The 21,277-nt window shown below is 60.1% G+C and carries 18 protein-coding genes and 1 tRNA gene; 12 read left to right on the forward strand and 7 right to left on the reverse strand.

Annotated features, from left to right (window positions below; translation table 11 throughout):
- Window positions 1–8: 8 nt before the first annotated feature.
- The gene (locus WMQ00_RS10005) at window positions 9–1,373 is read right to left on the reverse strand and encodes a cell division protein PerM (protein WP_340440995.1); all 1,365 of its coding nucleotides are present in this window, start codon (window positions 1,371–1,373) and stop codon (window positions 9–11) included.
- A 49-nt stretch (window positions 1,374–1,422) separates the two neighbouring features.
- On the opposite strand from WMQ00_RS10005, the gene WMQ00_RS10010 reads away from it, so the two are divergent.
- The 3 genes from WMQ00_RS10010 to WMQ00_RS10020 all read left to right on the forward strand — a co-directional run bounded on the left by WMQ00_RS10010 (window position 1,423) and on the right by WMQ00_RS10020 (window position 4,163).
- Entirely contained in the window at window positions 1,423–1,647 is a 225-nt protein-coding gene (locus WMQ00_RS10010; RefSeq protein ID WP_167371308.1) for a hypothetical protein, read from the forward strand.
- Window positions 1,648–2,020: 373 nt separating this feature from the next.
- Window positions 2,021–2,770, forward strand: coding sequence for a M23 family metallopeptidase (locus WMQ00_RS10015; protein WP_023021985.1), 750 nt, complete (start codon window positions 2,021–2,023; stop codon window positions 2,768–2,770).
- A gap of 634 nt (window positions 2,771–3,404) precedes the next feature.
- Window positions 3,405–4,163 carry a M23 family metallopeptidase gene (locus WMQ00_RS10020; protein WP_023021986.1) on the forward strand — a complete coding sequence of 253 codons (759 nt, stop codon included), beginning with the start codon at window positions 3,405–3,407 and terminating at the stop codon, window positions 4,161–4,163.
- Here WMQ00_RS10020 and pcrA read toward each other — a convergent pair.
- The gene (gene pcrA, locus WMQ00_RS10025; protein ID WP_340440996.1) at window positions 4,160–6,673 is read right to left on the reverse strand and encodes a DNA helicase PcrA; all 2,514 of its coding nucleotides are present in this window, start codon (window positions 6,671–6,673) and stop codon (window positions 4,160–4,162) included. The two genes, WMQ00_RS10020 and pcrA, sit on opposite strands and share 4 nt — an antisense overlap.
- A gap of 97 nt (window positions 6,674–6,770) precedes the next feature.
- Between pcrA and WMQ00_RS10030 the strand changes: the two genes are divergently transcribed.
- The 3 genes from WMQ00_RS10030 (at window position 6,771) to pgi (ending at window position 10,212) form a co-directional block, all read left to right on the forward strand.
- Window positions 6,771–7,094 carry a chorismate mutase gene (locus WMQ00_RS10030; RefSeq protein ID WP_086588683.1) on the forward strand — a complete coding sequence of 108 codons (324 nt, stop codon included), beginning with the start codon at window positions 6,771–6,773 and terminating at the stop codon, window positions 7,092–7,094.
- Window positions 7,095–7,141: 47 nt separating this feature from the next.
- The gene (locus WMQ00_RS10035) at window positions 7,142–8,488 is read left to right on the forward strand and encodes a Na+/H+ antiporter family protein (RefSeq protein WP_340440997.1); all 1,347 of its coding nucleotides are present in this window, start codon (window positions 7,142–7,144) and stop codon (window positions 8,486–8,488) included.
- An 86-nt stretch (window positions 8,489–8,574) separates the two neighbouring features.
- A complete protein-coding gene (pgi, locus tag WMQ00_RS10040) occupies window positions 8,575–10,212 on the forward strand; it encodes a glucose-6-phosphate isomerase (RefSeq protein ID WP_340440998.1) in 1,638 nt (545 codons plus the stop codon).
- 163 nt (window positions 10,213–10,375) lie between these two features.
- Here pgi and WMQ00_RS10045 read toward each other — a convergent pair whose 3' ends face one another.
- Genes WMQ00_RS10045 through WMQ00_RS10055 form a run of 3 tightly spaced genes read right to left on the reverse strand, consistent with a single transcriptional unit; the run spans window position 10,376 to window position 16,450 of the window.
- A complete protein-coding gene (locus tag WMQ00_RS10045; protein WP_023021991.1) occupies window positions 10,376–10,789 on the reverse strand; it encodes a YccF domain-containing protein in 414 nt (137 codons plus the stop codon).
- Between the two features lie 24 nt (window positions 10,790–10,813).
- The gene (locus tag WMQ00_RS10050) at window positions 10,814–11,632 is read right to left on the reverse strand and encodes a DNA-formamidopyrimidine glycosylase family protein (protein WP_023021992.1); all 819 of its coding nucleotides are present in this window, start codon (window positions 11,630–11,632) and stop codon (window positions 10,814–10,816) included.
- 18 nt (window positions 11,633–11,650) lie between these two features.
- Window positions 11,651–16,450 carry an ATP-dependent helicase gene (locus WMQ00_RS10055; RefSeq protein ID WP_340440999.1) on the reverse strand — a complete coding sequence of 1,600 codons (4,800 nt, stop codon included), beginning with the start codon at window positions 16,448–16,450 and terminating at the stop codon, window positions 11,651–11,653.
- 35 nt (window positions 16,451–16,485) lie between these two features.
- Here WMQ00_RS10055 and WMQ00_RS10060 point away from each other — a divergent pair, with 35 nt between their 5' ends.
- The 6 genes from WMQ00_RS10060 to WMQ00_RS10085 all read left to right on the forward strand — a co-directional run bounded on the left by WMQ00_RS10060 (window position 16,486) and on the right by WMQ00_RS10085 (window position 19,714).
- On the forward strand, window positions 16,486–17,244 hold the full coding sequence (locus WMQ00_RS10060) for a 3'(2'),5'-bisphosphate nucleotidase CysQ (protein WP_200287954.1): 759 nt from the start codon (window positions 16,486–16,488) through the stop codon (window positions 17,242–17,244).
- A 10-nt stretch (window positions 17,245–17,254) separates the two neighbouring features.
- The gene (locus WMQ00_RS10065; RefSeq protein ID WP_200287956.1) at window positions 17,255–18,052 is read left to right on the forward strand and encodes a thymidylate synthase; all 798 of its coding nucleotides are present in this window, start codon (window positions 17,255–17,257) and stop codon (window positions 18,050–18,052) included.
- Window positions 18,052–18,582: a dihydrofolate reductase gene (locus WMQ00_RS10070; RefSeq protein ID WP_200287958.1), complete on the forward strand. Its 531-nt coding sequence runs from the start codon at window positions 18,052–18,054 to the stop codon at window positions 18,580–18,582. Before WMQ00_RS10065 ends, WMQ00_RS10070 begins: the two co-directional genes overlap by 1 nt.
- The gene (locus tag WMQ00_RS10075; RefSeq protein ID WP_023021997.1) at window positions 18,582–18,863 is read left to right on the forward strand and encodes a glutaredoxin domain-containing protein; all 282 of its coding nucleotides are present in this window, start codon (window positions 18,582–18,584) and stop codon (window positions 18,861–18,863) included. Before WMQ00_RS10070 ends, WMQ00_RS10075 begins: the two co-directional genes overlap by 1 nt.
- Window positions 18,864–18,935: 72 nt before the next feature.
- Window positions 18,936–19,008 (forward strand) — tRNA-Arg (locus WMQ00_RS10080).
- Window positions 19,009–19,120: 112 nt separating this feature from the next.
- On the forward strand, window positions 19,121–19,714 hold the full coding sequence (locus WMQ00_RS10085) for a Type 1 glutamine amidotransferase-like domain-containing protein (RefSeq protein ID WP_023021998.1): 594 nt from the start codon (window positions 19,121–19,123) through the stop codon (window positions 19,712–19,714).
- A gap of 46 nt (window positions 19,715–19,760) precedes the next feature.
- Here the strand turns inward: WMQ00_RS10085 and WMQ00_RS10090 are convergent, their stop codons facing one another.
- Both WMQ00_RS10090 and WMQ00_RS10095 read right to left on the reverse strand, forming a co-directional pair.
- A complete protein-coding gene (locus WMQ00_RS10090; RefSeq protein WP_023021999.1) occupies window positions 19,761–20,189 on the reverse strand; it encodes a hypothetical protein in 429 nt (142 codons plus the stop codon).
- A gap of 232 nt (window positions 20,190–20,421) precedes the next feature.
- On the reverse strand, window positions 20,422–20,868 hold the full coding sequence (locus WMQ00_RS10095) for a DUF2871 domain-containing protein (RefSeq protein WP_023022000.1): 447 nt from the start codon (window positions 20,866–20,868) through the stop codon (window positions 20,422–20,424).
- Between the last annotated feature and the right edge of the window lie 409 nt (window positions 20,869–21,277).

Genomic DNA, 21,277 nt, shown 5'->3' on the forward strand with positions numbered 1-21,277 from the left:
GCTATAGCCTAGTCTCTCTCCCCTTCCGCGGAGGAATTTTCGCTCGAGGAAGCCTGCTCGCTCTCCCCCATTTGGTCCTTGAGCTGTTGGCTAACCGGCTTGGCGACGCCCCTTTTCTTCTCCTCAGCGTCCTCAGGTTCGTCCGATTCCTCGTGTTTCTCAGATTCCTCCGGTTCCTCCTGCTGCTTCGCCGCATCCTCAGCTGGGGTGCCTTCTTCCCCATCCGCGGCTGCGTCAGGGGCGTCGTCTTCAGCGGCATCCGAATCGGGAGTATCAGGGGCCGTGACACGTGCCGTGCGCGCCGCGCGCCATGCCACAAAGGCAAAACCTGCGGCAACGGCGCTGCCGACAACGGCCATCCACAGGGCGGTTAGGCCTGCGGCGGTCCACAGAATCGGACCGGTGGCGCCGTAGTAGCCAAGGTCGCCGCTGACAAGGTAGCAGGCAATAAACATCACTACCGCGGAGGCCACCGTAGCTACTAGTACGTCCTGGAAGCTTGGCCGCTTTTTATATAGGGCGTAGATTGCGGCGCCGAGCGGGACAACTAGAAGCACTACGGCCCAGCTAGGCGCGGAGGCCGGGATTCCACCGGTAATCGGCAGCGGTGGCAACGGCACGAGGTGGGCACTAAAGAGGCTGACCGAACCTTCGCCGATGGAAAACTCTGAGCCCACCACCACCGCAGCGGTGCTGACGATGGCATTGGGAATGTATAGCAGGCTCACTAGCACTAGTCCGGCCACACCTAGACCGGAGACCGTGGGATATTCATCCATCATCTCGCCCTGGCGAGAAATATTGAGGAGGAAAACCACCGCAAAGACTACGGCGGCACCAATGGCTAGGTAGCCGAGGTAGCGAAGGGCGATCTGAGTGGCGTCGACAATCTGGCGCGGCACCCCATAACGCTTGGCCAATGCCCGCCACAAGCGCGAGCCCATGCCGGCTGCCATAGCAGCAAGATGTAGAACAATAACCCGCAGCAAAGCCTGTGCCAGGTTTGGCGGGGAGACATCATAGACCTTGCCCGCGTCCCACAGCATCAGCCAGGCGATGATGGTAAATACCACTGGCACGCCAAGGACGCAGCTAAGAAGAATAAGCAAGTCTTTGACGCTGACCTTGTGCTTAACCGCGTTACGCACGCGGACTGCCACGACCGCAGCCAAGATGAGCGCGGGTAAGGCGGGCAAGAAAGACATGTGCACTTCGGCCGCCGAGACTGGCGCGAGGTTAAAGACCATCCATGACTCCGCCACGATGGTGTACCACCACGCCATGGGTGAGCCGGCCAGCATAAGACCACCGAGGGCAATGGCCATAATGATAAGGACAATGACCACGTTGGGCACTGCCGCCGTGATAAGCATGCGTCGGATGCGGCCGGCCCTAGTCAGCGGCGCAGGAGTACGGCGCGCTTTGGCTTTAGATCCGGCCTTTCGGGCGACACGTTGCGCCGATCCAGAGGGCTGGCGGGCCCCGCTGGGATGGGGCGCGCGTGGGGTGCGCTCCGTGCGCACCGTCCTGCCCCGCGCCTGGCTACGCGGGCGGGGCGTTGACCGAGAATGGGGGCTGGTGTTTTTGTTCATCGGCGTCCACTTTGCCACTTTCCGGCAGCAGATCTGGGGTGGCGCGACGAGGTAGCCATAAAATCACCGGCGACACCCCTGCACCTTGACCACACATATATATTAGGAGTATAAAATCTACCCCGGTTTCACACCTTTAACTCTGGCTACAGTAACATGAATGGAAAGTTATCGGTTTTATACGACCCACACGCAGCCCGAGTGGGATCTTGGTCGCAGTAATAATATGCCATTCGGATTATGTTGCCTGCTCGTGGGCAATTCCCTCGAGCAACGCCTAAAAATTTCTTAATTTGGGTTGCTGTTATCTTTTCGAGACGCTACTGTTACATCTCGTTGGTAACAAGAAGGTCACAATCTCGTAACTAACTCGGTGGGGACGTAACACTCAGATTGCGCAGATTGTGAAAAAGACGAAAGAAGACCTAATGCGAAGCAAAGTTCAGCGTGGCGCCGGTCGCCATCGCAAGATTGTCACCTCGCAGACCGCGAAGGGCCGCATCGCCGTAATGACGGTTGCGGCAGGTGCCGTATCCACCGCCGGCGTAGGTGGCGCAGCCGCTGCAAACATCCAGTCTGATGACGCGGCCACTACCAAGACGCAGTCCGTTGACTTCGAGCTCGCTTCTGATTCCACCCAGGTTGAGGACGCTGCTGAGGCCCCCGTTGATACCACTCCGCAGATCCTCAATGTAGCTGAAGCAAAGCCGGTTGCAGATCTATCCGATCAGCTCAACAAGGCCATCCAGGCTTCCGAGGAGCGCGCCGCCGCTGACGAAGCCGCTCGCGCACCGTCCGTAGCCCGCCCAGCCGAGGGCGCATTCACATCCCCATTCGCTATGCGCTGGGGCACCTTCCACAAGGGCGTCGACATCGCCAACTCTCCCGGCACCCCCATCCTTGCCGTCATGGATGGTACGGTCATCGACTCCGGTCCAGCTTCCGGCTTTGGCCAGTGGATCCGCATCATGCACGACGACGGCACCATGACCGTTTATGGTCACATGCAGACCCTTGACGTGGCCGTTGGCGAGCACGTGCATGCCGGCCAGAAGATCGCCGGCATGGGCTCGATGGGCTTTTCCACCGGCTCCCACCTCCACTTCGAAGTTCACCCGAACGGTGGCGAGGCAATCGATCCGCAGCCTTGGCTGGCTGAGCGAGGCATCGACCTCTAAGGCTCCCACCCAAACACCTTCTTGTTAAGCGCCGCAGTGGCTTTCCTGCGGCGCTTTTTCATGTCCACAATTGCCCCTAAAGACACCAGCGCCGGCTCCCGACCACCGCGGCTGCAGCCAACCTTCCCCAAGACGACTCAAGTGCGTCGCAGCCTTCCCATTGCGCCTCCAACAAATGGCAAGCCCCGTCGAGACAAGCGCTCCACCACCGGACCTAGACACAAATTGCGCCGCACAGGCAAGTCCAGCGCTCAGCCTTGTCGCAGGTAAATACACATTTTCCGCTAATCACTGGGTTTGAACGCAACACGCCATTTCCAGAGCGGCATACCCACCCCCAAAGTCTACCCCCAGTCCCTAAACCAACACTTCACACACGCCACTCTAGTCAAATTCGTAACACGCGCAACAAGCTGGCATGTTCGAATAATTTCGAATTTTTTTCCGCCGCTACCAGCGTTTTTTAAGATTGCGCGGGCCGTTCAGGCGGGCTAACTTTTAACTCGTCGCCACGAGCGATTTCGAACGCAAGCATTTCAGCTTTCGGCGTGTCGCGGTTGGCAGTTGCAAGACGCCGCCCTCACTAGGGCGCAAGCGTCCCGAGACCATGCAAGCCATGAAAAGGACTTAAGATATGAAGCGCATGAACCGCGCACGCAAGAACGTGGCGCTGAGCATCGTTACGCTCGGTACCGTACTTGCTACCGGCACCACCGCTTTTGCTGCAGAGCCAGTGGCTAGCGTGGACGTATCGGACGGCTCTTCCGAGCCCACCGCTACGAACGTAGATGACGCAGGTGTGGTCGACGCCCTCGTGGGCTTGGCCACCACTACCGTAGGCGTTCTCAACGGCGAGGCTACCCCGCAGGTAGATGGAAACGAATCCGGCGGAGTAAATATCGTCTTGGATCCGGGTTCTGTACCGGGATTGAAAGAAGCATTCGCTCCCCAGGGAAATCACTCTGGACTCACCACGAAGCGCGGCAAGGACTCCGCGGGCAATACAGTGGTCTTTCCTACCTCCGGCACCCTTACCTCCGGCTTCGGCCAGCGCTGGGGCACCATGCACAACGGCATCGACGTAGCAAACTCCGTGGGCACCCCGATTGTGGCGGTCATGGACGGCACCGTCATCAACTCCGGGCCAGCACAGGGCTTTGGCAACTGGATCCGCATCCAGCACGATGACGGCACCATCTCCGTCTACGGCCACATGTCGGCAGACCAGCTCAAGGTAAATGTGGGCGACCACGTGACCGCGGGTCAAGAGATCGCCGGCATTGGCAACGAGGGCCACTCCACGGGCCCGCACCTCCACTTTGAGATTCACCCAGGTGGTGGAGCACCCGTTGACCCAGTCTCCTGGTTCAACGAGCGCGGCATTTCGGTCTAGAGCTTTTCCATCGGCACTCCGCCGATGAGCATCAGCCGGACCTTACCGGAAGAACCAAAGTCCACGGTGACCGTGGCACGCTTACCGGAGCCCGACGTCTCAATAACGGTACCGAGCCCGTACTTAGCGTGATTGACACGGTCACCCACGGCCAGGTTGAAGTTATTGTTCTTAGGCATTGAGGTTGCCGCCGGCTTGCTAGTGCGTTGCGATGGGGAAGACGCAGCGCACTGGCCACCGCGGGCCCCACCTCTGCCCCACCCAGACCAGTCGCGGCCGTAGGAACGACCATATTGGTAATCGTCCTCACCCCACGCACCGGTTAGGGAACTATCGGAGTCTTCGCGCTGCCAGTTGATGAGGTCTGCAGGGACCTCGCCGAGGAAGCGGCTGGCAGGATTAGTCACCGGGTTGCCCCAAGCCGAGCGCAAGATGGCACGGGTGAGATACAACTGTTCACGGGCACGAGTAATGCCCACATAGGCTAAGCGGCGCTCCTCGCTCAACTCCTTCGGGTCACCGAGAGAGCGCATATGCGGGAATTGGCCATCCTCCCAGCCGGTCAAAAAGACCACGGGGAACTCGAGGCCCTTTGCGGTGTGCAGAGTCATCATGGTGACCACGCCAGTCTCCGAGTCAGGAATCTGATCAGCATCAGCCACCAGCGACACCTTTTCCAAGAAGGCCTGCAGCGAGCCCGGCGCGGCCTCACCCTCCTCCACTAACTCGGAAGGATCCACTGCATCTGCACCCGAAGCAGCCAGCTGGTTCGCGGCCTCTGAGGTAAATTCGCGTGCCACCGATACCAACTCATTCAAGTTATCGAGGCGCGCGCCATCTTGCGGATCGTTCGAGTTTTCCAATTCCGCCTTGTATCCCGTGGCATCCAAAATGGCGGTGAGCAGCTCACCCAAATCCGGCTGGCCAGTAACCTCATCGCGCATGGAAGGGATCTGATTGCGGATGCCCTCCATCATCTCGTTGAATTTGGTGACCGCGTTAATGGCCCGGGTGGCTAGGCCAGGCACTTCGCCACGAGGGACATCGGCAAGCGCCTTGCCAAAGCTAATGCCGTGGTTTTCTGCATGGAGGGCAATGTGCCCTTGTGCTTTATCCCCAATGGCGCGCTTGGGCACATTGATAATGCGGCGCAGGCTCACCGTATCATCCGGGTTATCCAGGATGCGCAGGTAGGCCACCATATCGCGGATTTCACGCCGCTCATAAAAGCGCGTTCCACCGACCACCTTGTAGGGAATTCCGGAGCGGATGAAGATATCTTCCAGCGCACGGGAGGCATTATTGGTGCGGTACATGACCGCGATATCGGAATAGCTGCGCCCCTTATCCGCCAAGGAATCAATCTCGGAGGCGATGAACCGTGCCTCATCGTGTTCGTTATCGGCAACGTAGCCCACGATCTGCTCGCCCTCGCCATGGGCGGTCCACAGGTTCTTCTCGCGTCGGTTCTCATTTTTAGCAATAACGGCGTTGGCCGCATTGAGAATGGTCTGGGTGGAGCGATAGTTCTGCTCCAGCAAGATGGTATGTGCTTGCGGGTAGTCGCGCTCGAATTCCTGGATATTGCGGATGGTCGCACCACGGAAGGCATAAATGGACTGGTCGGAATCGCCCACCACACACAGCTCGGGCGCGTCAGGGCCGAGCTCTCCCCTGCCCACGAGCGCAGCAACCAGCGCATACTGGGCGTGGTTGGTGTCCTGGTACTCGTCGATAAGCACGTGCTTAAAGCGCCGCCGATAAAACTCCACCACCTGCTGGTGCTGGGTGAAGATCCGCACCACCTCACCGATGAGGTCATCAAAGTCCACCGCATTAGCTACGCGCAGGCGGCGCTGATATTCGGCATAGACCTGGGCCACGGTAGTTTCAAACGGGTTCTTGGTCTGCTGCGTCTTCTCCAGCGCAGATTCGGGACCAATGAGCTCGTTTTTGTGGTTTGAAATCTGATTGGCTAGCACGCGCGGGGTGTACTTTTTCAGATCCAGCTGCATGTCCTTGGCAATCATGGACAAAAGCCGGCGGGCGTCATCACCATCGTAGATGGTGAAGTTGGTATTAAGGCCTGGCACAAGCTGGGCGTTTTGGCGCAAGATGCGCACGCAGATGGAGTGGAAGGTAGATACCCACATGCGCTCAGCCACAGGGCCCACTAGCCCGCCCACGCGCTCCTTCATTTCCGCGGCGGCTTTATTGGTAAAGGTAATGGCGAGGATCTCCCATGGATTCACCCCGCGGTGGCGCATGAGATAAGCAATACGCCGGGTAAGCACGGCGGTTTTTCCGGAACCGGCGCCGGCCACAATGAGCAGCGGGCTTCCAGAGTGGGTTACGGCCTCAAGCTGCTGTGGGTTAAGGCCCTCTGTCAAAGCATCAGGGGATTCGGGGTGCGGGCTCGCCCCGCGCGGTGCGCCGAAGCCACCGAAGGGGCTGGGGGCGGGTGCACCGCCGGTAGACGGGGAAGGACTAAAAGGAGAGTTTTCGTTCATAATGCCTACCAACCTACTAGCCCCATCGGACACGCCCCGTATCCGCCGTGCGAGCTGCTATTTCCTTTTGCACGAGCGGGTGGCACAATATGGTTTTATGACCGCAGAAGATAAAAAGGACATCGTCAATAATGGCTTGGATATCCGCACGCCTTCAGGCACGGATGATCCCCTTTCTGATGCGGAGATCCAACAATATCGCGAAGAAATCAACCGCATGGACCGCATCATCCTGGATGCTGCCAAGCGCCGCACGGAAGTCTCCCAGGCCATCGGCCGCACCCGCATGAGCTCCGGCGGCACCCGCCTCGTCCACACGCGCGAGATTGCAATTTTGAATCAGTTCCGCGATGAACTCGGCGAGGAAGGCCCCACTATTGCCTCGGCGCTGCTGCGCATGGGCCGCGGGCGGTTGGGCTAGCCGCATAATTACTGGCCAGCCGATACTATGCAGTATCCTGGCTAAGCATGAATGCAGTTCTCATCGCCGTCATAGTCATGCTCGTGCTCGCCCTTGTGCGCGTGCACGTGGTGGTGGCTCTCTTTTTGGGCGCCATCGTCGGCGGGCTCATGTCCGGCATGGGACTGGATGCCACCATGGTTGCCTTCCAAGATGGCTTGGGCGGCGGCGCCAAGATTGCGCTGAGCTATGCCCTCTTGGGCGCTTTTGCGATGGGCGTGGCCTCGGCCGGGCTGCCGCAAATCCTGGCGAACTTCCTCATTCGCAAGCTCGGCGGCAGCGGCGAAGCGGATCCCAAGGCGGCCCTAGCCACAAAGTGGATGCTCATCCTCGGCCTCATCGCCATGTCCGTGATGAGCCAAAACCTCATCCCGGTTCACATTGCTTTCATTCCACTAATCGTTCCCCCGCTGCTTAAGGTGATGAATAAGCTGCGCCTAGACCGCCGGCTCATTACCACCTGCCTGACCTTTGGTCTTATTACCACCTACATGTTCATCCCGGTGGGCTTTGGCTCCATCTACTTAAACGACATCCTGTTATTTAATATCCAGCAGGCAGGGTTGGATACCTCGGATATCAATATCATGCAGGTTATGGGTGTGCCGGCGCTCGGTATGCTCGCAGGCCTGCTCATCGCTATGTTCTTTAGCTACCGCAAGCCGCGTGACTATAAGGACCTACCCATCGCCGCTGCGGAGCACCAAGAGACCCCTTCTACCTATAAGATCTGGGTTTCCGTCGTGGCCATCATTGCCACCTTTGCGGTGCAGATTATCATGCAGTCGCTCGACTTCGAATCCGATGGCCTCATGGTCGGCGCGCTGACCGGCCTGGGTATTTTGCTGCTGACCGGCGCGGTGGATTGGAAGCATGCCGATGACGTTTTCACCAATGGCATGAAGATGATGGCGCTCATCGGCTTCATCATGATCACCGCCCAGGGGTTCGCCTCGGTCATGACGGCCACCAATGAGGTCGGCCCACTGGTGGATGCCACCGCTAACCTCTTTGGCACCAATAAGGTCCTTTCCGCCGGTGCCATGCTGGTGGTGGGCTTGGTAGTCACCATGGGCATCGGCTCGTCTTTTTCCACCTTGCCCATCATTTCCGTTATCTACGTGCCGCTGTGCATGTCGCTAGGCTTTAGCCCCGCGGCCACCGTTGCTCTCATTGGCACTGCAGGCGCGCTTGGCGACGCCGGCTCTCCCGCGTCCGATTCCACCCTCGGCCCCACTGCCGGCTTGGGTGCGGATGGCCAGCACGACCATATCCGCGACTCGGTCATTCCCACCTTTATCCACTTCAATATTCCACTGCTCATCGCCGGCTGGGCAGGCGCACTCATCCTCTAGAAGGGCCCGACGCGGTTGCCCTTTCTGGACTACGGTGGGAGAGGTAAATGTTGCCAATGCGCTAGTTGCCAGAAAGGCCAACCATCATGGATATCACCGCATCTGCCCAGTGGAGCGATCTCGCGAAGGCATATGAGACCAAAAAGGATCTCAACCTCCGCGAGCTTTTTGCCGCCGATGCAGACCGCGCCCGCAACTTCACTTTCGACGCCGCCGGTTTGCACGTTGATCTGTCGAAGAACCTGATCGACGGGGACGTCGTCAAGCAGCTGGTGGAAGTAGCCAAGGCTGCCGATCTAGAGTCCCGCCGCGATGCCATGTTCGCCGGCGAGCACATCAATAACACCGAGGATCGCGCAGTGCTGCATACCGCGCTGCGCGTCCCGGTCGAAGATGACTTGACTGTTGACGGCCAGGACGTTGCCGCCGATGTCCACGAGGTCTTAGGCCGCATGCGTGACTTCGCCACCGCGCTGCGCTCCGGCTCCTGGCTGGGACACACCGGCCACACCATCAAAAAGGTAGTCAATATCGGCATCGGCGGCTCCGACCTTGGTCCGGCCATGGCAGCTAAGGCATTGCGCTCCTACGAGGTCGCTGGCATCTCCGCAGAGTTCGTTTCCAACATCGACCCCGCCGATATGGCCGCCACCCTCGATGGCCTGGATGCCGAATCCACCCTATTTATCATCGCCTCCAAGACCTTCACCACCCAAGAGACGCTGACCAACGCACACGCCGCGCGCCGCTGGCTCATCGAGCAATTCGATGGCGATGAATCCGCCGTGGCCAAGCACTTTGTCGCCGTATCTACCAATGCGGAAAAGGTAGCCGAATTCGGCATCGATACCGAGAATATGTTCCCGTTTTGGAATTGGGTTGGCGGCCGCTACTCCGTGGATTGTGCCATCGGCCTGTCTCTTATGTGCACCATTGGACCGATGGACTTCATGCGCTTCCTCGAAGGCTTCCACGCCATGGACGAGCACTTCCGCACCGCCCCGCTGGAAGAAAACGTCCCCGCACTCATGGGCCTCCTTGGTGTCTGGTACACCAACTTCTTCGGCGCCCAGACTCACGCCGTTCTGCCCTATTCGCAGGACCTCGGCCGCTTCCCGGCCTACCTGCAACAGCTGACCATGGAATCCAACGGTAAGTCCGTGCGTCGCGACGGCACCGCGGTCACCGTCCCGTCCACCGGCGAAATCTACTGGGGCGAGCCAGGCACCAACGGCCAGCACGCTTTCTTCCAGCTCATGCACCAAGGCACCCGCCTCATCCCGGCGGACTTTATTGGGTTTGCCCGCCCGAAGCAGGACTTCCCCACCGCCGATGGCTCCGGCTCCATGCATGATCTGCTCATGGGCAATTTCTTTGCCCAGACCAAGGTCCTGGCCTTTGGCAAGACCGCAGAAGAAATCGCCGCCGAAGGCGTTGACGCAGACGTCGTGCCGCACAAGGTCATGCCAGGCAACCGCCCGACCACCACCATCCTGGCCGAGGAACTCACCCCGCAGACCCTCGGCGCGCTCATCGCGCTCTACGAGCACATCGTGTTCACCCAGGGCGTTATCTGGGATATCAACTCCTTCGACCAGTGGGGCGTGGAGCTGGGCAAGCAGCAGGCTAATGACCTGGCGCCGGCTGTCTCCGGTAAGGAGGAGGCCGCATCCGGCGACCAATCCACCGACGAGCTCATCGGTTGGTACCGCTCCAACCGCTAAACGCCCACTTTTAGCCGCGTTAACCCGCTTTCGAACCTTCCGCGGGCGGATAGCGCGGCTGCTTTATGGTCTTTCTCCCCAAGGCGTTATAAAACAAGCACGTTCTGCCCATAATCAGCACGAAATTGGGCAGAACGTGCTTGTTTTGTCTGCGGTCCGGCGCTTAAAGTTTGACCATCGGCTCCCAGCCGAAGGGAATCTCTTCCGAGTTCACAATTCGGCGGCCAAACGGGAAGCAGGTAACCGGGATCATCTTCAGGTTGGCCAGCGCGGCTGGGATGCCCACGATGGTCACTACCTGTGCCGCCGCGGTGGTTACGTGACCAATGGCCAGCCACAGGCCGGCGACGACGAACCAGACGACATTGGAGAAGGTGGACATGGAGCCACTACCCTTGACTGGCTGCACTACCGAGCGGCCAAATGGCCACAGGGCGAAATTAGCCATGCGGAACGACGCCACGCCCGCTGGGATAGTAACGATGAAGATGCAGGCAATGATGCCAAAGAGGAAATAGGCAAGGGCTAGGAGGAACCCGCCGGTGATAAACCAAACGATGTTAAGAAAGGTACGCATGTCCCCCACACTAGCGCGGGAATCTTATTTCGCGGGGTGAAGCGGCTGGCAATGAGGGCACCACCAGATGATGCGCTCGAGTTCGCCTTCATCGCCGCCGGCATCCACACCGCCGAGCGCGCCCTTGGTAATGAAGGTGCCGCAGCGGCGGCAGCGCTTGCGATTGCGCCCGAAGACATAGGTCGTCTCCCCGGCGCGGCGCACGCCGGTGGTCACGCGTACCGGGGAGGTGCGATTAGCCCACATGATGCGCCGAGAGATGTCGAGGATGCGGGCGGTATCCACCTCGGATACTGGTGTGGCCGGGTGCACCCCTGCTAGGAAACAGGCCTCGGCGCGGTATTCATTGCCGATGCCGGCGACGACCTTTTGGTCGAGCAGCGCCGCGCCGATGGCGCGTTGGGGACGGTTATTTAGCCGCCGCAGGGCTTCTTCGCGATCCCAGTCAGGATCGAGAATATCCGGTCCGAGGTGGGCGATGCGCTGATGGTATTGGTCGGCGGGATAGATCTCCACGAAGCCTAGCTGGTGACCAACGACCTCAATATCGCGCGGGGCGTTGGCTAGCTGCAGGACGATGCGCGCGGTATGTCCGGGCTTGCGCCAGCGGTCGCCTGCGTAATGGATGGCCCAGGTACCTTCCATCTTGAGGTGAGTGTGCACGATGGTCTGGTCGAATTGCATGAAGAGGTGCTTGCCATAGGGCCAGACGCGCTCGCATACCATGCCGTCTAGATGCACGGTGGCGTAGCGCGGCACGCGCACGGAACAGCCGGTGACCTCGCGTCCGGCCATGAACTGCAGGCGGTTGGATAGCTGCAGGACGGAATCGCCTTCGGGCATAACACCTCCAGTGGATCTTTAGCGACGGTACCCGCTGCGCGGGCGGAAGCCACCATTATTGCGCGGTGCAGGCGGTGAGTCATCAAAGCTGAGTTCTTCGATGGCCTCGCTGGCGCGGCGTCCTGCACGTGGGGTGCGCGGAGCAGCGGCGCTCGCGGAGATGCGCACTCCCTTGGGAGTAATCCCGGCGCCAGCTTCGCGCAGGTGGGCGGCGGTATCCGTCTTATGAATGGGGCTGCCATTGCATTTTTCGATAACCAACGGGGACAGCACTCCCCTTGCCACCATATCCGTGAGCGCGCCTACCAGGCGGGGATATACCTCCGCCGGGTCGATGCCTCCCGGCAGCGATTCCAGGAAGGTGGTGAGGGTTTTTCCGCCGCGGGTGAGGTGGGCGATGGGTAGTCCGTCGATAAGCACTACCAGCGCGCCGGCCGAACGGGTGTGCCCGCCGGTGGCTTTGCCGTCGGCATCGTCGCGCTGCGGCCACGGCAGGGCCGCACCGTAGGGATTGGCCGGGTCGCAGGCGGCGAGGACAAAGGTTTCGGGCTCGGTGGTTCCAGACGGCCAGCCGGTAACATCCGGGGAATCGGCCAGGCCGCGCAGGCGGTCGATGATGGCGGGGGTAGAAAATTGGGCGGCGCCCAGCCCATCGATGACATAGCCGCGCATGGCCTTGCCGGATTCTTCGAAGCCGGAGAGCACCTTATAGGCCAGCGCAAAGCCACCGAGCACGTCTTCGGCCACGACGGAGCCGCGGGTGAGCACGCCGTAGCGGTCGAGCCAGGCCTCGCCGTGTGCCACAGACCGCGAGGTGGCATCGGTAGCGGCAGACACAGCCAGCGACCACCTGCCCATCACATCGGGCGGGGTCTGCGCGGCCGCGGCGTTCTGAGCTTGGGCGAAGGAGGTACGCCCCATGCGCAGGCGAGAGCGGGTGGGCCGCCGCTTCGAACGGTGCGCGGTGCGGCCTGAGCGCGAACCGCCGGAAGACAACCGGGTACGCAACGGCGCGAAGGAATCGGGGCTTACCAAGCCCATCTCCACCAAACCCCAGAGGGCCTCGCGGGTCTCCTCGGTAGTGCCGGGGACCTCGGCAGCGATATCGGCAAAGAGGAAGCCGCCGCCGCGGCCCAGAACATCGAGGATGGCGCGTTGCAGCATGCTCACGCCCTCGGCGTCCGTTTCCGGGGCGAGTTGAGCAGCATAGTCCGAGGGCAACAGCATGATCCAAGGGTCTGCCGCACCGGCCTTGCCGGCACCGAAGATGAGCACTTCGCCATTAGAAGTGAGCTCATCGAGCATGGTGGGCGAATAATCTCCCACCCGCGCGGGCAAGATGAGCGATTCCCACGCAGAGGCCGGCAGGCGCACCCCGGCTAGCTGCTCGATGACGGAAAAGACACCATCAGCCCCGCGCAGGGCCGGGCGCTTTCCGGCCGGTGCGATGCTATGCCACTCCGGCAAAAAGCGGGCAAAAGTGGCACCTGATACCGGCTCGGTAGCAGCACGCGCGGCGGCGAGCGAACGCGAGCGGATGGTCTTGAGCACCGCTGCGGCGCAGTATTCCTGCTCGTTGACGCCCTGGCGGTAGCGGCCTTCTACTACCCCATCAAGCGCGCCGAGGACGGTATGCGCGGCAGAGACGGAAATGCCGAAGGCCGCGGTGAGATCGCGCAACACGAAGGGCCCACGGGTGCGCGCCCAGCGCGAGACCAGCTGCGGCAAGGCATCAGAAATGGTTGCCACTTGGGCGGGGATGCCGGGAGGAATGGGGATACCGAGGGCGTCGCGAAGCAGGGGTGCATCCTGGGACTGGGCCAAGTGCTCGCGCCCGCCAATGCGCACGCGCATAATCCGCGTGCCCAGCTGGTCCAGTGCGGATAGCGGCACGTCGGTGTGCTCGCCCAGCTCGTCTACGGGAATCGGCCCGAGCACGCGCAGCAGGTCCGCCACCTCCTCGGTGGTACGAGCTCGGCGCGAGGGATCGGTGCGTTGGAGCTGGGCGTGGACCTCGGCGATAATCTCTGGATCGAGCAACTCGCGCAGCTCCACCGTGCCGAGCAATTTGGCCAATAGCGCAGGGTCGAGGGCCAGGGCGGCCGCGCGCTTTTCTGCTAATGGGGAATCGCCCTCGTACATGAACGCGCCGGTGTAGTTAAACAGCAGCGAAGAGGCAAATGGCGAGGGCTGTTCGGTGGTGACCTCCGCAATACGGATGCGGCGGTGGCCCAGCTCCCGCATGACTTCCGTAAGAGCTGGGACATCGTAGACGTCCTGGACGCACTCGCGCACCGTCTCCAAGATGATGGGAAAGGACGGGTACTTGCGCGCAACGTCCAAAAGCTGTTCGGCGCGCTGGCGCTGCTGCCACAACGGCGCGCGCTTGCCGGGATTGCGCCGAGGCAATAACAGCGCACGCGCCGCACACTCGCGGAAGCGGGAGGCAAAGAGCGCGGAGTTGCCCACTTGCTCGGCCACGATATCCGCTATCTCATCGGCATCGAAGGCGAAGATGGCCCCATCGGGCTCGGATTCTGCCTCCGGCAGGCGCAGCACGATGCCATCATCGCCAGCCACGGCCTGCGGATCCATGCCGGTGCGTTCGCCCACCCGGGCGCCTACTGCTAGCGCCCATGCGGAGTTGACCGGCCGGCCAAACGGGGTATGCAGCACCACGCGCCAATCGCCCAACTCATCGCGGAAGCGCTCGAGCACCAACGTCCTTTCATCCGGGATGACACCGGTTGCTTCATTTTGCTCCTGCAGATAGGCCACGATATTGGAGCGCGCATTATCATCGGCATCCGCAATGATATCCGGCGAGGAAAAGACCTCGCGGCGATACTCACCTAGCGCCTTGCCCAATTCATAGGGGCGGCCCGTGCCATCGCCATTCCAAAACGGCAGGCGCCCGGTATGCCCCGGCGCGGGCGTGACCAATACCTGGTCGCGCGTAATGTCCTCGATGCGCCAACTGGTAGCGCCCAAGGTAAATACATCACCTACCCGGGACTCATAAACCATCTCCTCGTCCAGCTCGCCTACTCGGCGCGGAGCGCCACCGGAGCCCTCACCCGAACCGGTATAGAGGAATACTCCAAACATGCCCCTATCCGGAATCGTGCCGCCGCTGGTCACGGCCACCCGCTGAGCACCAGGCCGCGCGGTCATCACTCCCGTCACTCGGTCATAGACCACGCGGGGTTTAAGTTCCGCAAAGTCCGTGGACGGATACACACCGCTTACCAGGTCCAGTACGGAGTCATAGACCTCCCGCGCCAGATCGCGGTAGGGCCAAGCGCGGCGGACCATCTCGTACCACTCATCGGCATCGAGCCCGTCCTCGCCGGCCGCAGCCACGGCCGCCACCGTCTGCTGTGCTAGCACATCCAACGGGTTGCGCGGGGTATGCATTTCCTCAATGAGCCCGGCGCGCATCCGCGATACCGTCAGCGTGGACTGCACCAGATCCGCGCGGTGCTTGGGATAGAAGGACCCGTGCGAGACCGCGCCCACAAAGTGCCCGGCGCGGCCCACGCGCTGCAAGCCGGAGGCCACGGAAGGCGGCGATTCCACCTGCACGACTAGCTCCACTGCACCCATATCGATGCCCAGTTCCAACGAGCTCGTGGCCACCACGGCCTTGAGCGTGCCTTCTTTCAGCATGGTTTCAGTCATCGCGCGCTCATCCTTAGACACCGAGCCGTGGTGGGCGCGGGCGATAACCGCCGGGGCCTTGCCGGCGACGTCGACCTGCTTCATCAGCTGGGCTGGGTCCCGGCGGGTTTCGGGCGACAGCGAATCCGGATCATGCTCTTGCGCATAGAGCTCATTGAGCCGGCTGGTCAGCCGCTCGGCCGTGCGCCGAGAGTTGACAAATACCAGTGTGGAGCGATGCGCCATGATTTCCGCATAGAGGTCATCTTCAATAAACGGCCAGATGGACTTGGCCGTGGGCAGCGCGGACTCATCCACGGAAGGAGAGCTGATGCCAATCGCATCATCCACCGTCATCTCCCCGATGGTGGAGCCTTGCTCCGGTGTGGGCAAATCGGACATATCCTCTACCGGCACATGCACGTCCAGCTGCCACTTCTTCTCCGCGGCCGGCGCGACAATTTCTACTGGGCGGTTGCCGCCTAAGAAATTCGATACCGCAGACAGCGGACGCACGGTGGCGGAAAGTCCAATGCGCTGGAAGTCCCCTGCCACCTGCTGTAGGCGCTCCAAGGTCAGCGCCAGGTGCACGCCGCGCTTGGTGCCAGCCAGGGCATGAATCTCATCGATAATGACGGTATCCACCGTCTTTAAAATCCCCGCTGCCTTAGAGGTAAGCATCAAATAGGCTGACTCCGGGGTGGTAATCAAGATATCCGGCGGCTTGCGCACCTGCCGCGCACGCTCCGCGGAGGGCGTATCGCCCGAGCGCACGCCCACCGAAATATCCGGGACATCCAGGCCTAGGTTCTCCGCGGTGCGCGCGATACCTGTCAGCGGGGCGCGCAGGTTATTTTCCACGTCCACACCCAGCGCCTTAAGCGGGGAAATATACAGCACCTTCACTCCAGCGGCGGATCCCGATGCACCAGAGCCCACCGGCAGCGCCAGCTGGCCTTCGCGCTCAACCAAATTATTCAGCGCCCACAAGAACGCAGCGAGCGTCTTACCGGAACCGGTAGGGGCCACTACAAGGGCGTGCTCACCGCGGGAAATCTTCTCCCAGGCCTGCGCCTGCACGGCGGTGGGGGCGGCAAATACATCCCGAAACCACTGCGCTACTTGGGGCCGGAAGCGGTCGAGGATGTTTTCTGGCATGCCCACACTCTAGTCCGCGTTGTAATGTGGGCACCATGACCGTCGAGATTTCTGATTCCCGCCTGACCAATTCCCTCGCCCAGGGCTGCGGTGAGATCCTTAAAGGCGTGCGCAACGGGGGCCTGCTACGGGGCCTTTCGCTTGGCGACGCCGGCGATGAAGCCGCCCAAGAATGGATCGCCCGCGTGCTTGAACAGCACCGCCCCCAGGACGGCATGCTCTCTGAGGAAGCCTCCGATGACCTCACTCGCCTCAAGAAGGACCGCGTGTGGATCGTGGATCCGCTCGACGGCACTAAGGAATTTGCCACCGGCCGCCAAGACTGGGCCGTGCACATCGCCCTGGTAGAAAATGGTATTCCTATCCACGCGGCGGTGGGCCTGCCGGATCTCGGCGTTACCTTCAAGTCCTCGGACGTTCGGGCGGTCACCGGCCCGCTATCTAAGAAGTTCGTCGTCTCCCGCAATCGCCCGCCCAAGGTAGCCGGCTACATTGCCGAGAAAATGGGCTATGAAATCGTGGGCGTCGGCTCCGCGGGTGCCAAGGCCATGCACGTGCTGCTCGGCGATTATGACGGTTATATCCACGCCGGTGGCCAGTACGAGTGGGATCAGGCCGCCCCGGTGGGCGTCGCACAAGCTTCCGGTCTGCACTGCTGCCGCCTCGACGGCTCCGAAATCCGGTTCAATAATGAGGACACCTTCATCCCGGATATCCTCATCTGCCGCCCCGAGCTCAAGGATGAAATCCTGGAGCACGCCCAGGCCTTTGCCGAGGAGCACGGCGGATTCTAAACTAGTGCGCATGATTGAGACCCCGTATGAGGATCTGCTGAAGAAGGTCCTAGAGACCGGCACGCCCAAAGGCGACCGCACCGGCACCGGCACGCGCTCCATCTTTGGCGCGCAGCTGCGTTATAACCTGGCCGAGTCTTTCCCGCTGCTGACCACCAAGAAGGTCTATTTCCACGCGGTATTGGGCGAGCTTTTGTGGTTCCTCAAAGGCGAATCCAATATCAAGTTCCTGCAGGACAATAAGGTCCGCATCTGGAATGAGTGGGCGGATGACAATGGCGAGCTAGGGCCGGTCTACGGCGTGCAGTGGCGCTCCTGGCCTACCCCGGATGGCGAGCACATTGATCAAATCCAGCAGGCGCTCGATACCCTCAAGGACAATCCGGACTCGCGCCGCAACTTGGTCTCTGCATGGAACGTCGCGGAGCTGGACAAGATGGCGCTGATGCCCTGCCACTTGCTCTTCCAGCTCTACGTGGCCGATGGCACCTTATCCATGCAGGTCTACCAGCGCTCGGCCGATATGTTCTTAGGTGTTCCGTTCAATATCGCTTCCTATGCGGCGCTGACCCACATGTTTGCCCAGCAGGCCGGGCTCAAGGTGGGCGAGCTTATCTGGACCGGCGGCGATTGCCATATCTATAACGACCACGTAGAGCAGGTCAAAGAGCAGCTCTCCCGCGAGCCACGCCCGTACCCGCAGCTCAACCTGCACAAGGCGAAAGACATGTTCTCCTATGACTTCGCCGACTTTGAGATTGAAGGCTACGACCCCCACCCCACCATCAAGGCGCAGGTGTCCGTCTAATGTTGGGCGCAATCTGGGCACAGTCCTTGGACGGAATTATTGGCGATGGCGAGCAAATGCCCTGGCACGTGCCGGAAGACCTCAAGCACTTTAAGGACGTAACCATGGGTGCGCCGGTCATCATGGGCCGGAAGACCTGGGAGTCGCTCAATCCTAAATTCCGCCCCCTTCCTGGCCGGGAGAATTACGTGCTCTCCTCCCGCACGCCCGGCCAGTGGTCCGCCGGCGCCCAGGTCATCACCGCTATGCCCCCGCTTTCCGACGCCTGGGTCATCGGCGGCGGCCAAATCTACACCGCCACCCTGGATCAGGTTGACCGCATTGAGGTCACCCTCATGGGCGTCAATATCGGGGATGCTTATGGCGATAGGTCCATCTACGCCCCCGAAATCCCCGAGGAATTCGGCCTCGCCCACAGCACCGACTGGCTCACCTCCGACAACGGTCACCTAGAGCTTCCGGACCAAGAGGCCAGCGATCTCCCCATCAAATACCGCTTTTTAACCTACGACCGAAAGGATGCAGCCTAATGTCTGTTACTACCCCAGAAACCAACTCCGACGTCACCATCTTCTACGCCGATTGGTGCCCATTCTGCGCCAAGCTGATTAAAAACCTGGACCGCACCGAAACCCCATACGAGCTTGTCGACGTCGAGGCCGACAACACCGAGGACATCAACGCTTGGATTGAATCCGTCAACGACGGCAACCGCATTATCCCTACCGTCCTCTACTCCGACGGTACCCACGAGACCAACCCACCAGCTTCCTCCGTGCGCAATAAGCAGAAGGAATTGGCCGAGAGCTAATCCAAGCCCCAGCCATTTCGGGGCGCCCCTGCCCCACTGCTATGATTAGCCAAGTTGCACTAGCAACTCCCAGCCCCAGTAGCTCAGGGGATAGAGCACGGCTCTCCTAAAGCCGGTGTCGGTGGTTCGAATCCACTCTGGGGCACAATGTGAAGTCTCGAGACATCGTTCCGATCGGCGTCTCGAGACTTTTCCGATTATTCAATACTCCGATCTAGCTGCCCCAAGCATATAAGGCGCTCACGTAGACTAAGCCTATGCACTTACTCCTCGCCTCATACCTACACCCAGAAATCAGCAAATACATTTCGGGTCGAGTGCTGTACATCGATGATGCTGCCGCGGGAATGAGCCAAGCCCCGTTCGCCCAAACAGAGTTGACAACCATTCGCAATGCGGCAGAGGAACTAATCCCCTTAACCGTGGCGCAGGCGCAACCGAGCGACATACGCAATGAAATCAACTTAGCCGACTGTATCTATGTTGCGAGCGGCGAGGCATTCCGTCTCCTTGATGCGCTGAGACTCACTGGTACCGACCACCTGCTAGTTGAAGCGGTCCAGAACGGCACGCTTTACGCTGGAAGTTCTGCCGGCGCAATGGTTGCAGGACCTTCAATCGAACCGGCATCAATCATGGACGATCCGCGGACGGCACCGCAGCTCACCGACCGCACAGGACTAAATCTCACTCCGTATGTCATTATTCCCCACGCCCAAGGAACGACTGGTCCTTATTCTATAAACGTCATCAGTGAAACTGTTGCGCAGTACGGACAAGATTGGAATCTCCTACTGCTGAGGGATGGGCAAGCCCTCTTAGTTGAAGGCAGAAAAACTTTGCTCATCTAATCCGCCCAGGAAAACAACAGACTTACACTAACTTTCTGGCAATAAATCAGTTCGATTGCTCCATGGAACTGCTTTCGTTCGCGGCACGGCGAACCCGCATCGCACTAACAAAGCCCAGCGCCAGGAATGCCGTTGCAGCAAGAAGGGAGTAGCGGGCGGCGCCGGTCATGCCGTAGCTAAGCGCCTGCACCACAACGCTGGTCTGCTCGCTAAAGGGACTATGCCCGCCTTGAACGCGCAGTTCTGCAATAGCGGAACCAGCTGATTGGCGCGTTGCTTCTGCTATGCCAGCGGCACCCGGCCCCATGATGCCGGCCGCCTCCAGCGTCTTGGGCAGCGTTAGCCCAAGTGCCATGGAAAATACCGACCCAGAAACCGCAGTGCCCAGCGCGGAACCGACTTGGCGGACCGTACTCTGGGTAGCCGAAGCCTGACCGAAACTATTCACCGGAATCTCGCTGAGCAGCGTACCCATCAACTACACAGGCACAAAGCCCAAGCCGTAGAGCGTCAATGGCAAGTCAATGATCCAACCGCAGCCACGCCAGAAATGAACGCTTGCGACCCCAGCTATCGGCAATCATTCCTGTGGCCCACAACAGCGCTGCATACAGGACCGCATACAAACTATTACCCCAGTGCGCATGAGTTAGGTTCAGTCTCGCCGTGGAGGCACTGTGCCTATTCAGTAGCCATCTCGCTCATCATTAGTCACCTGCTACGGGTTGGGCCTCAGCCTCTTGAGCCTCGTTGATGGCATTGCCTAGTGCTGCAATGAATGCAATCAGGCCAATCGTAATGAGGATATGACCAAGACCAGCAATCCCGGAGATCATTGCAGTGGACTCCTCCCCCAATACGGTCAAGCACCCGTGCCAGATCATGACGCCGACGGTGACGACCACGCCGACGTTATACAGCCAAAAGAACGCATTGAACTGACCACGATTGCGTGACAGACCAAAGACCTTCTCCAATAGCAAGAAGATAAGGCTCATCATGAAACCGAGCGCCAGCAAGTGAGTATGCGCCACGCTCAGCTGAGTGAACTCACCCTCGGGGAAGTCATTGGCACGCGTGAATTCGCGGTAGAAGACCCCGGCCCCCAATCCCAAGACAAGGTAGAAAATAGATGCCCAATACAAAGCTTTCATGGTCATTCTCCTTCCCAACCGCTGCCACGGCCGGATTAGCGACGAATCAAATACTCCAAGGACTCATCTTTCTACATCTGTTCCGGCTTTGAATCGCAGGGCTGGTTGAAACTGCAATCAACCAGTTGGTTGACCACAGACGCAAATGAAAACGAAAGCATTCCCCAGTCCCTCGCCAAGCCCAGTATTAACAAATAAGCCAAATTTACCCTCGAACAGAGATCGTTTCGGGATTTTCCCGTTATAAGTTTTATCGAAACCCACCTCCACGCACCGTGCCTTTTTCAATTGCCTGCAATACATTGACGATTTCAGAATGTCTACAGACAAAACCGTGCTGTCAAGGGGTGAATGCGCCACTTCGACCGGGAGGTAGTTGTGACGCGTTGGACTCCGAAGGATGTTAAGG

It is taken from the genome of Corynebacterium sp. KPL2825 (genome assembly GCF_037908445.1).
Lineage (GTDB): Bacteria > Actinomycetota > Actinomycetes > Mycobacteriales > Mycobacteriaceae > Corynebacterium > Corynebacterium kefirresidentii.

What these genes read in the sequence shown, in the direction of transcription:
- WMQ00_RS10085 (WP_023021998.1), top strand. Translation starts at nt 19,121, where the DNA reads ATGCACTTACTCCTCGCCTCATACCTACACCCAGAAATCAGCAAATAC.
- WMQ00_RS10090 (WP_023021999.1), bottom strand. Translation starts at nt 20,189, where the DNA reads ATGGGTACGCTGCTCAGCGAGATTCCGGTGAATAGTTTCGGTCAGGCT.
- WMQ00_RS10035 (WP_340440997.1), top strand. Translation starts at nt 7,142, where the DNA reads ATGAATGCAGTTCTCATCGCCGTCATAGTCATGCTCGTGCTCGCCCTT.
- pgi (WP_340440998.1), top strand. Translation starts at nt 8,575, where the DNA reads ATGGATATCACCGCATCTGCCCAGTGGAGCGATCTCGCGAAGGCATAT.
- WMQ00_RS10030 (WP_086588683.1), top strand. Translation starts at nt 6,771, where the DNA reads ATGACCGCAGAAGATAAAAAGGACATCGTCAATAATGGCTTGGATATC.
- WMQ00_RS10015 (WP_023021985.1), top strand. Translation starts at nt 2,021, where the DNA reads ATGCGAAGCAAAGTTCAGCGTGGCGCCGGTCGCCATCGCAAGATTGTC.
- WMQ00_RS10095 (WP_023022000.1), bottom strand. Translation starts at nt 20,868, where the DNA reads ATGAAAGCTTTGTATTGGGCATCTATTTTCTACCTTGTCTTGGGATTG.
- pcrA (WP_340440996.1), bottom strand. Translation starts at nt 6,673, where the DNA reads ATGAACGAAAACTCTCCTTTTAGTCCTTCCCCGTCTACCGGCGGTGCA.
- WMQ00_RS10045 (WP_023021991.1), bottom strand. Translation starts at nt 10,789, where the DNA reads ATGCGTACCTTTCTTAACATCGTTTGGTTTATCACCGGCGGGTTCCTC.
- WMQ00_RS10005 (WP_340440995.1), bottom strand. Translation starts at nt 1,373, where the DNA reads ATGCTTATCACGGCGGCAGTGCCCAACGTGGTCATTGTCCTTATCATT.
- WMQ00_RS10055 (WP_340440999.1), bottom strand. Translation starts at nt 16,450, where the DNA reads ATGCCAGAAAACATCCTCGACCGCTTCCGGCCCCAAGTAGCGCAGTGG.
- WMQ00_RS10070 (WP_200287958.1), top strand. Translation starts at nt 18,052, where the DNA reads ATGTTGGGCGCAATCTGGGCACAGTCCTTGGACGGAATTATTGGCGAT.
- WMQ00_RS10065 (WP_200287956.1), top strand. Translation starts at nt 17,255, where the DNA reads ATGATTGAGACCCCGTATGAGGATCTGCTGAAGAAGGTCCTAGAGACC.
- WMQ00_RS10050 (WP_023021992.1), bottom strand. Translation starts at nt 11,632, where the DNA reads ATGCCCGAAGGCGATTCCGTCCTGCAGCTATCCAACCGCCTGCAGTTC.
- WMQ00_RS10020 (WP_023021986.1), top strand. Translation starts at nt 3,405, where the DNA reads ATGAAGCGCATGAACCGCGCACGCAAGAACGTGGCGCTGAGCATCGTT.
- WMQ00_RS10060 (WP_200287954.1), top strand. Translation starts at nt 16,486, where the DNA reads ATGACCGTCGAGATTTCTGATTCCCGCCTGACCAATTCCCTCGCCCAG.
- WMQ00_RS10075 (WP_023021997.1), top strand. Translation starts at nt 18,582, where the DNA reads ATGTCTGTTACTACCCCAGAAACCAACTCCGACGTCACCATCTTCTAC.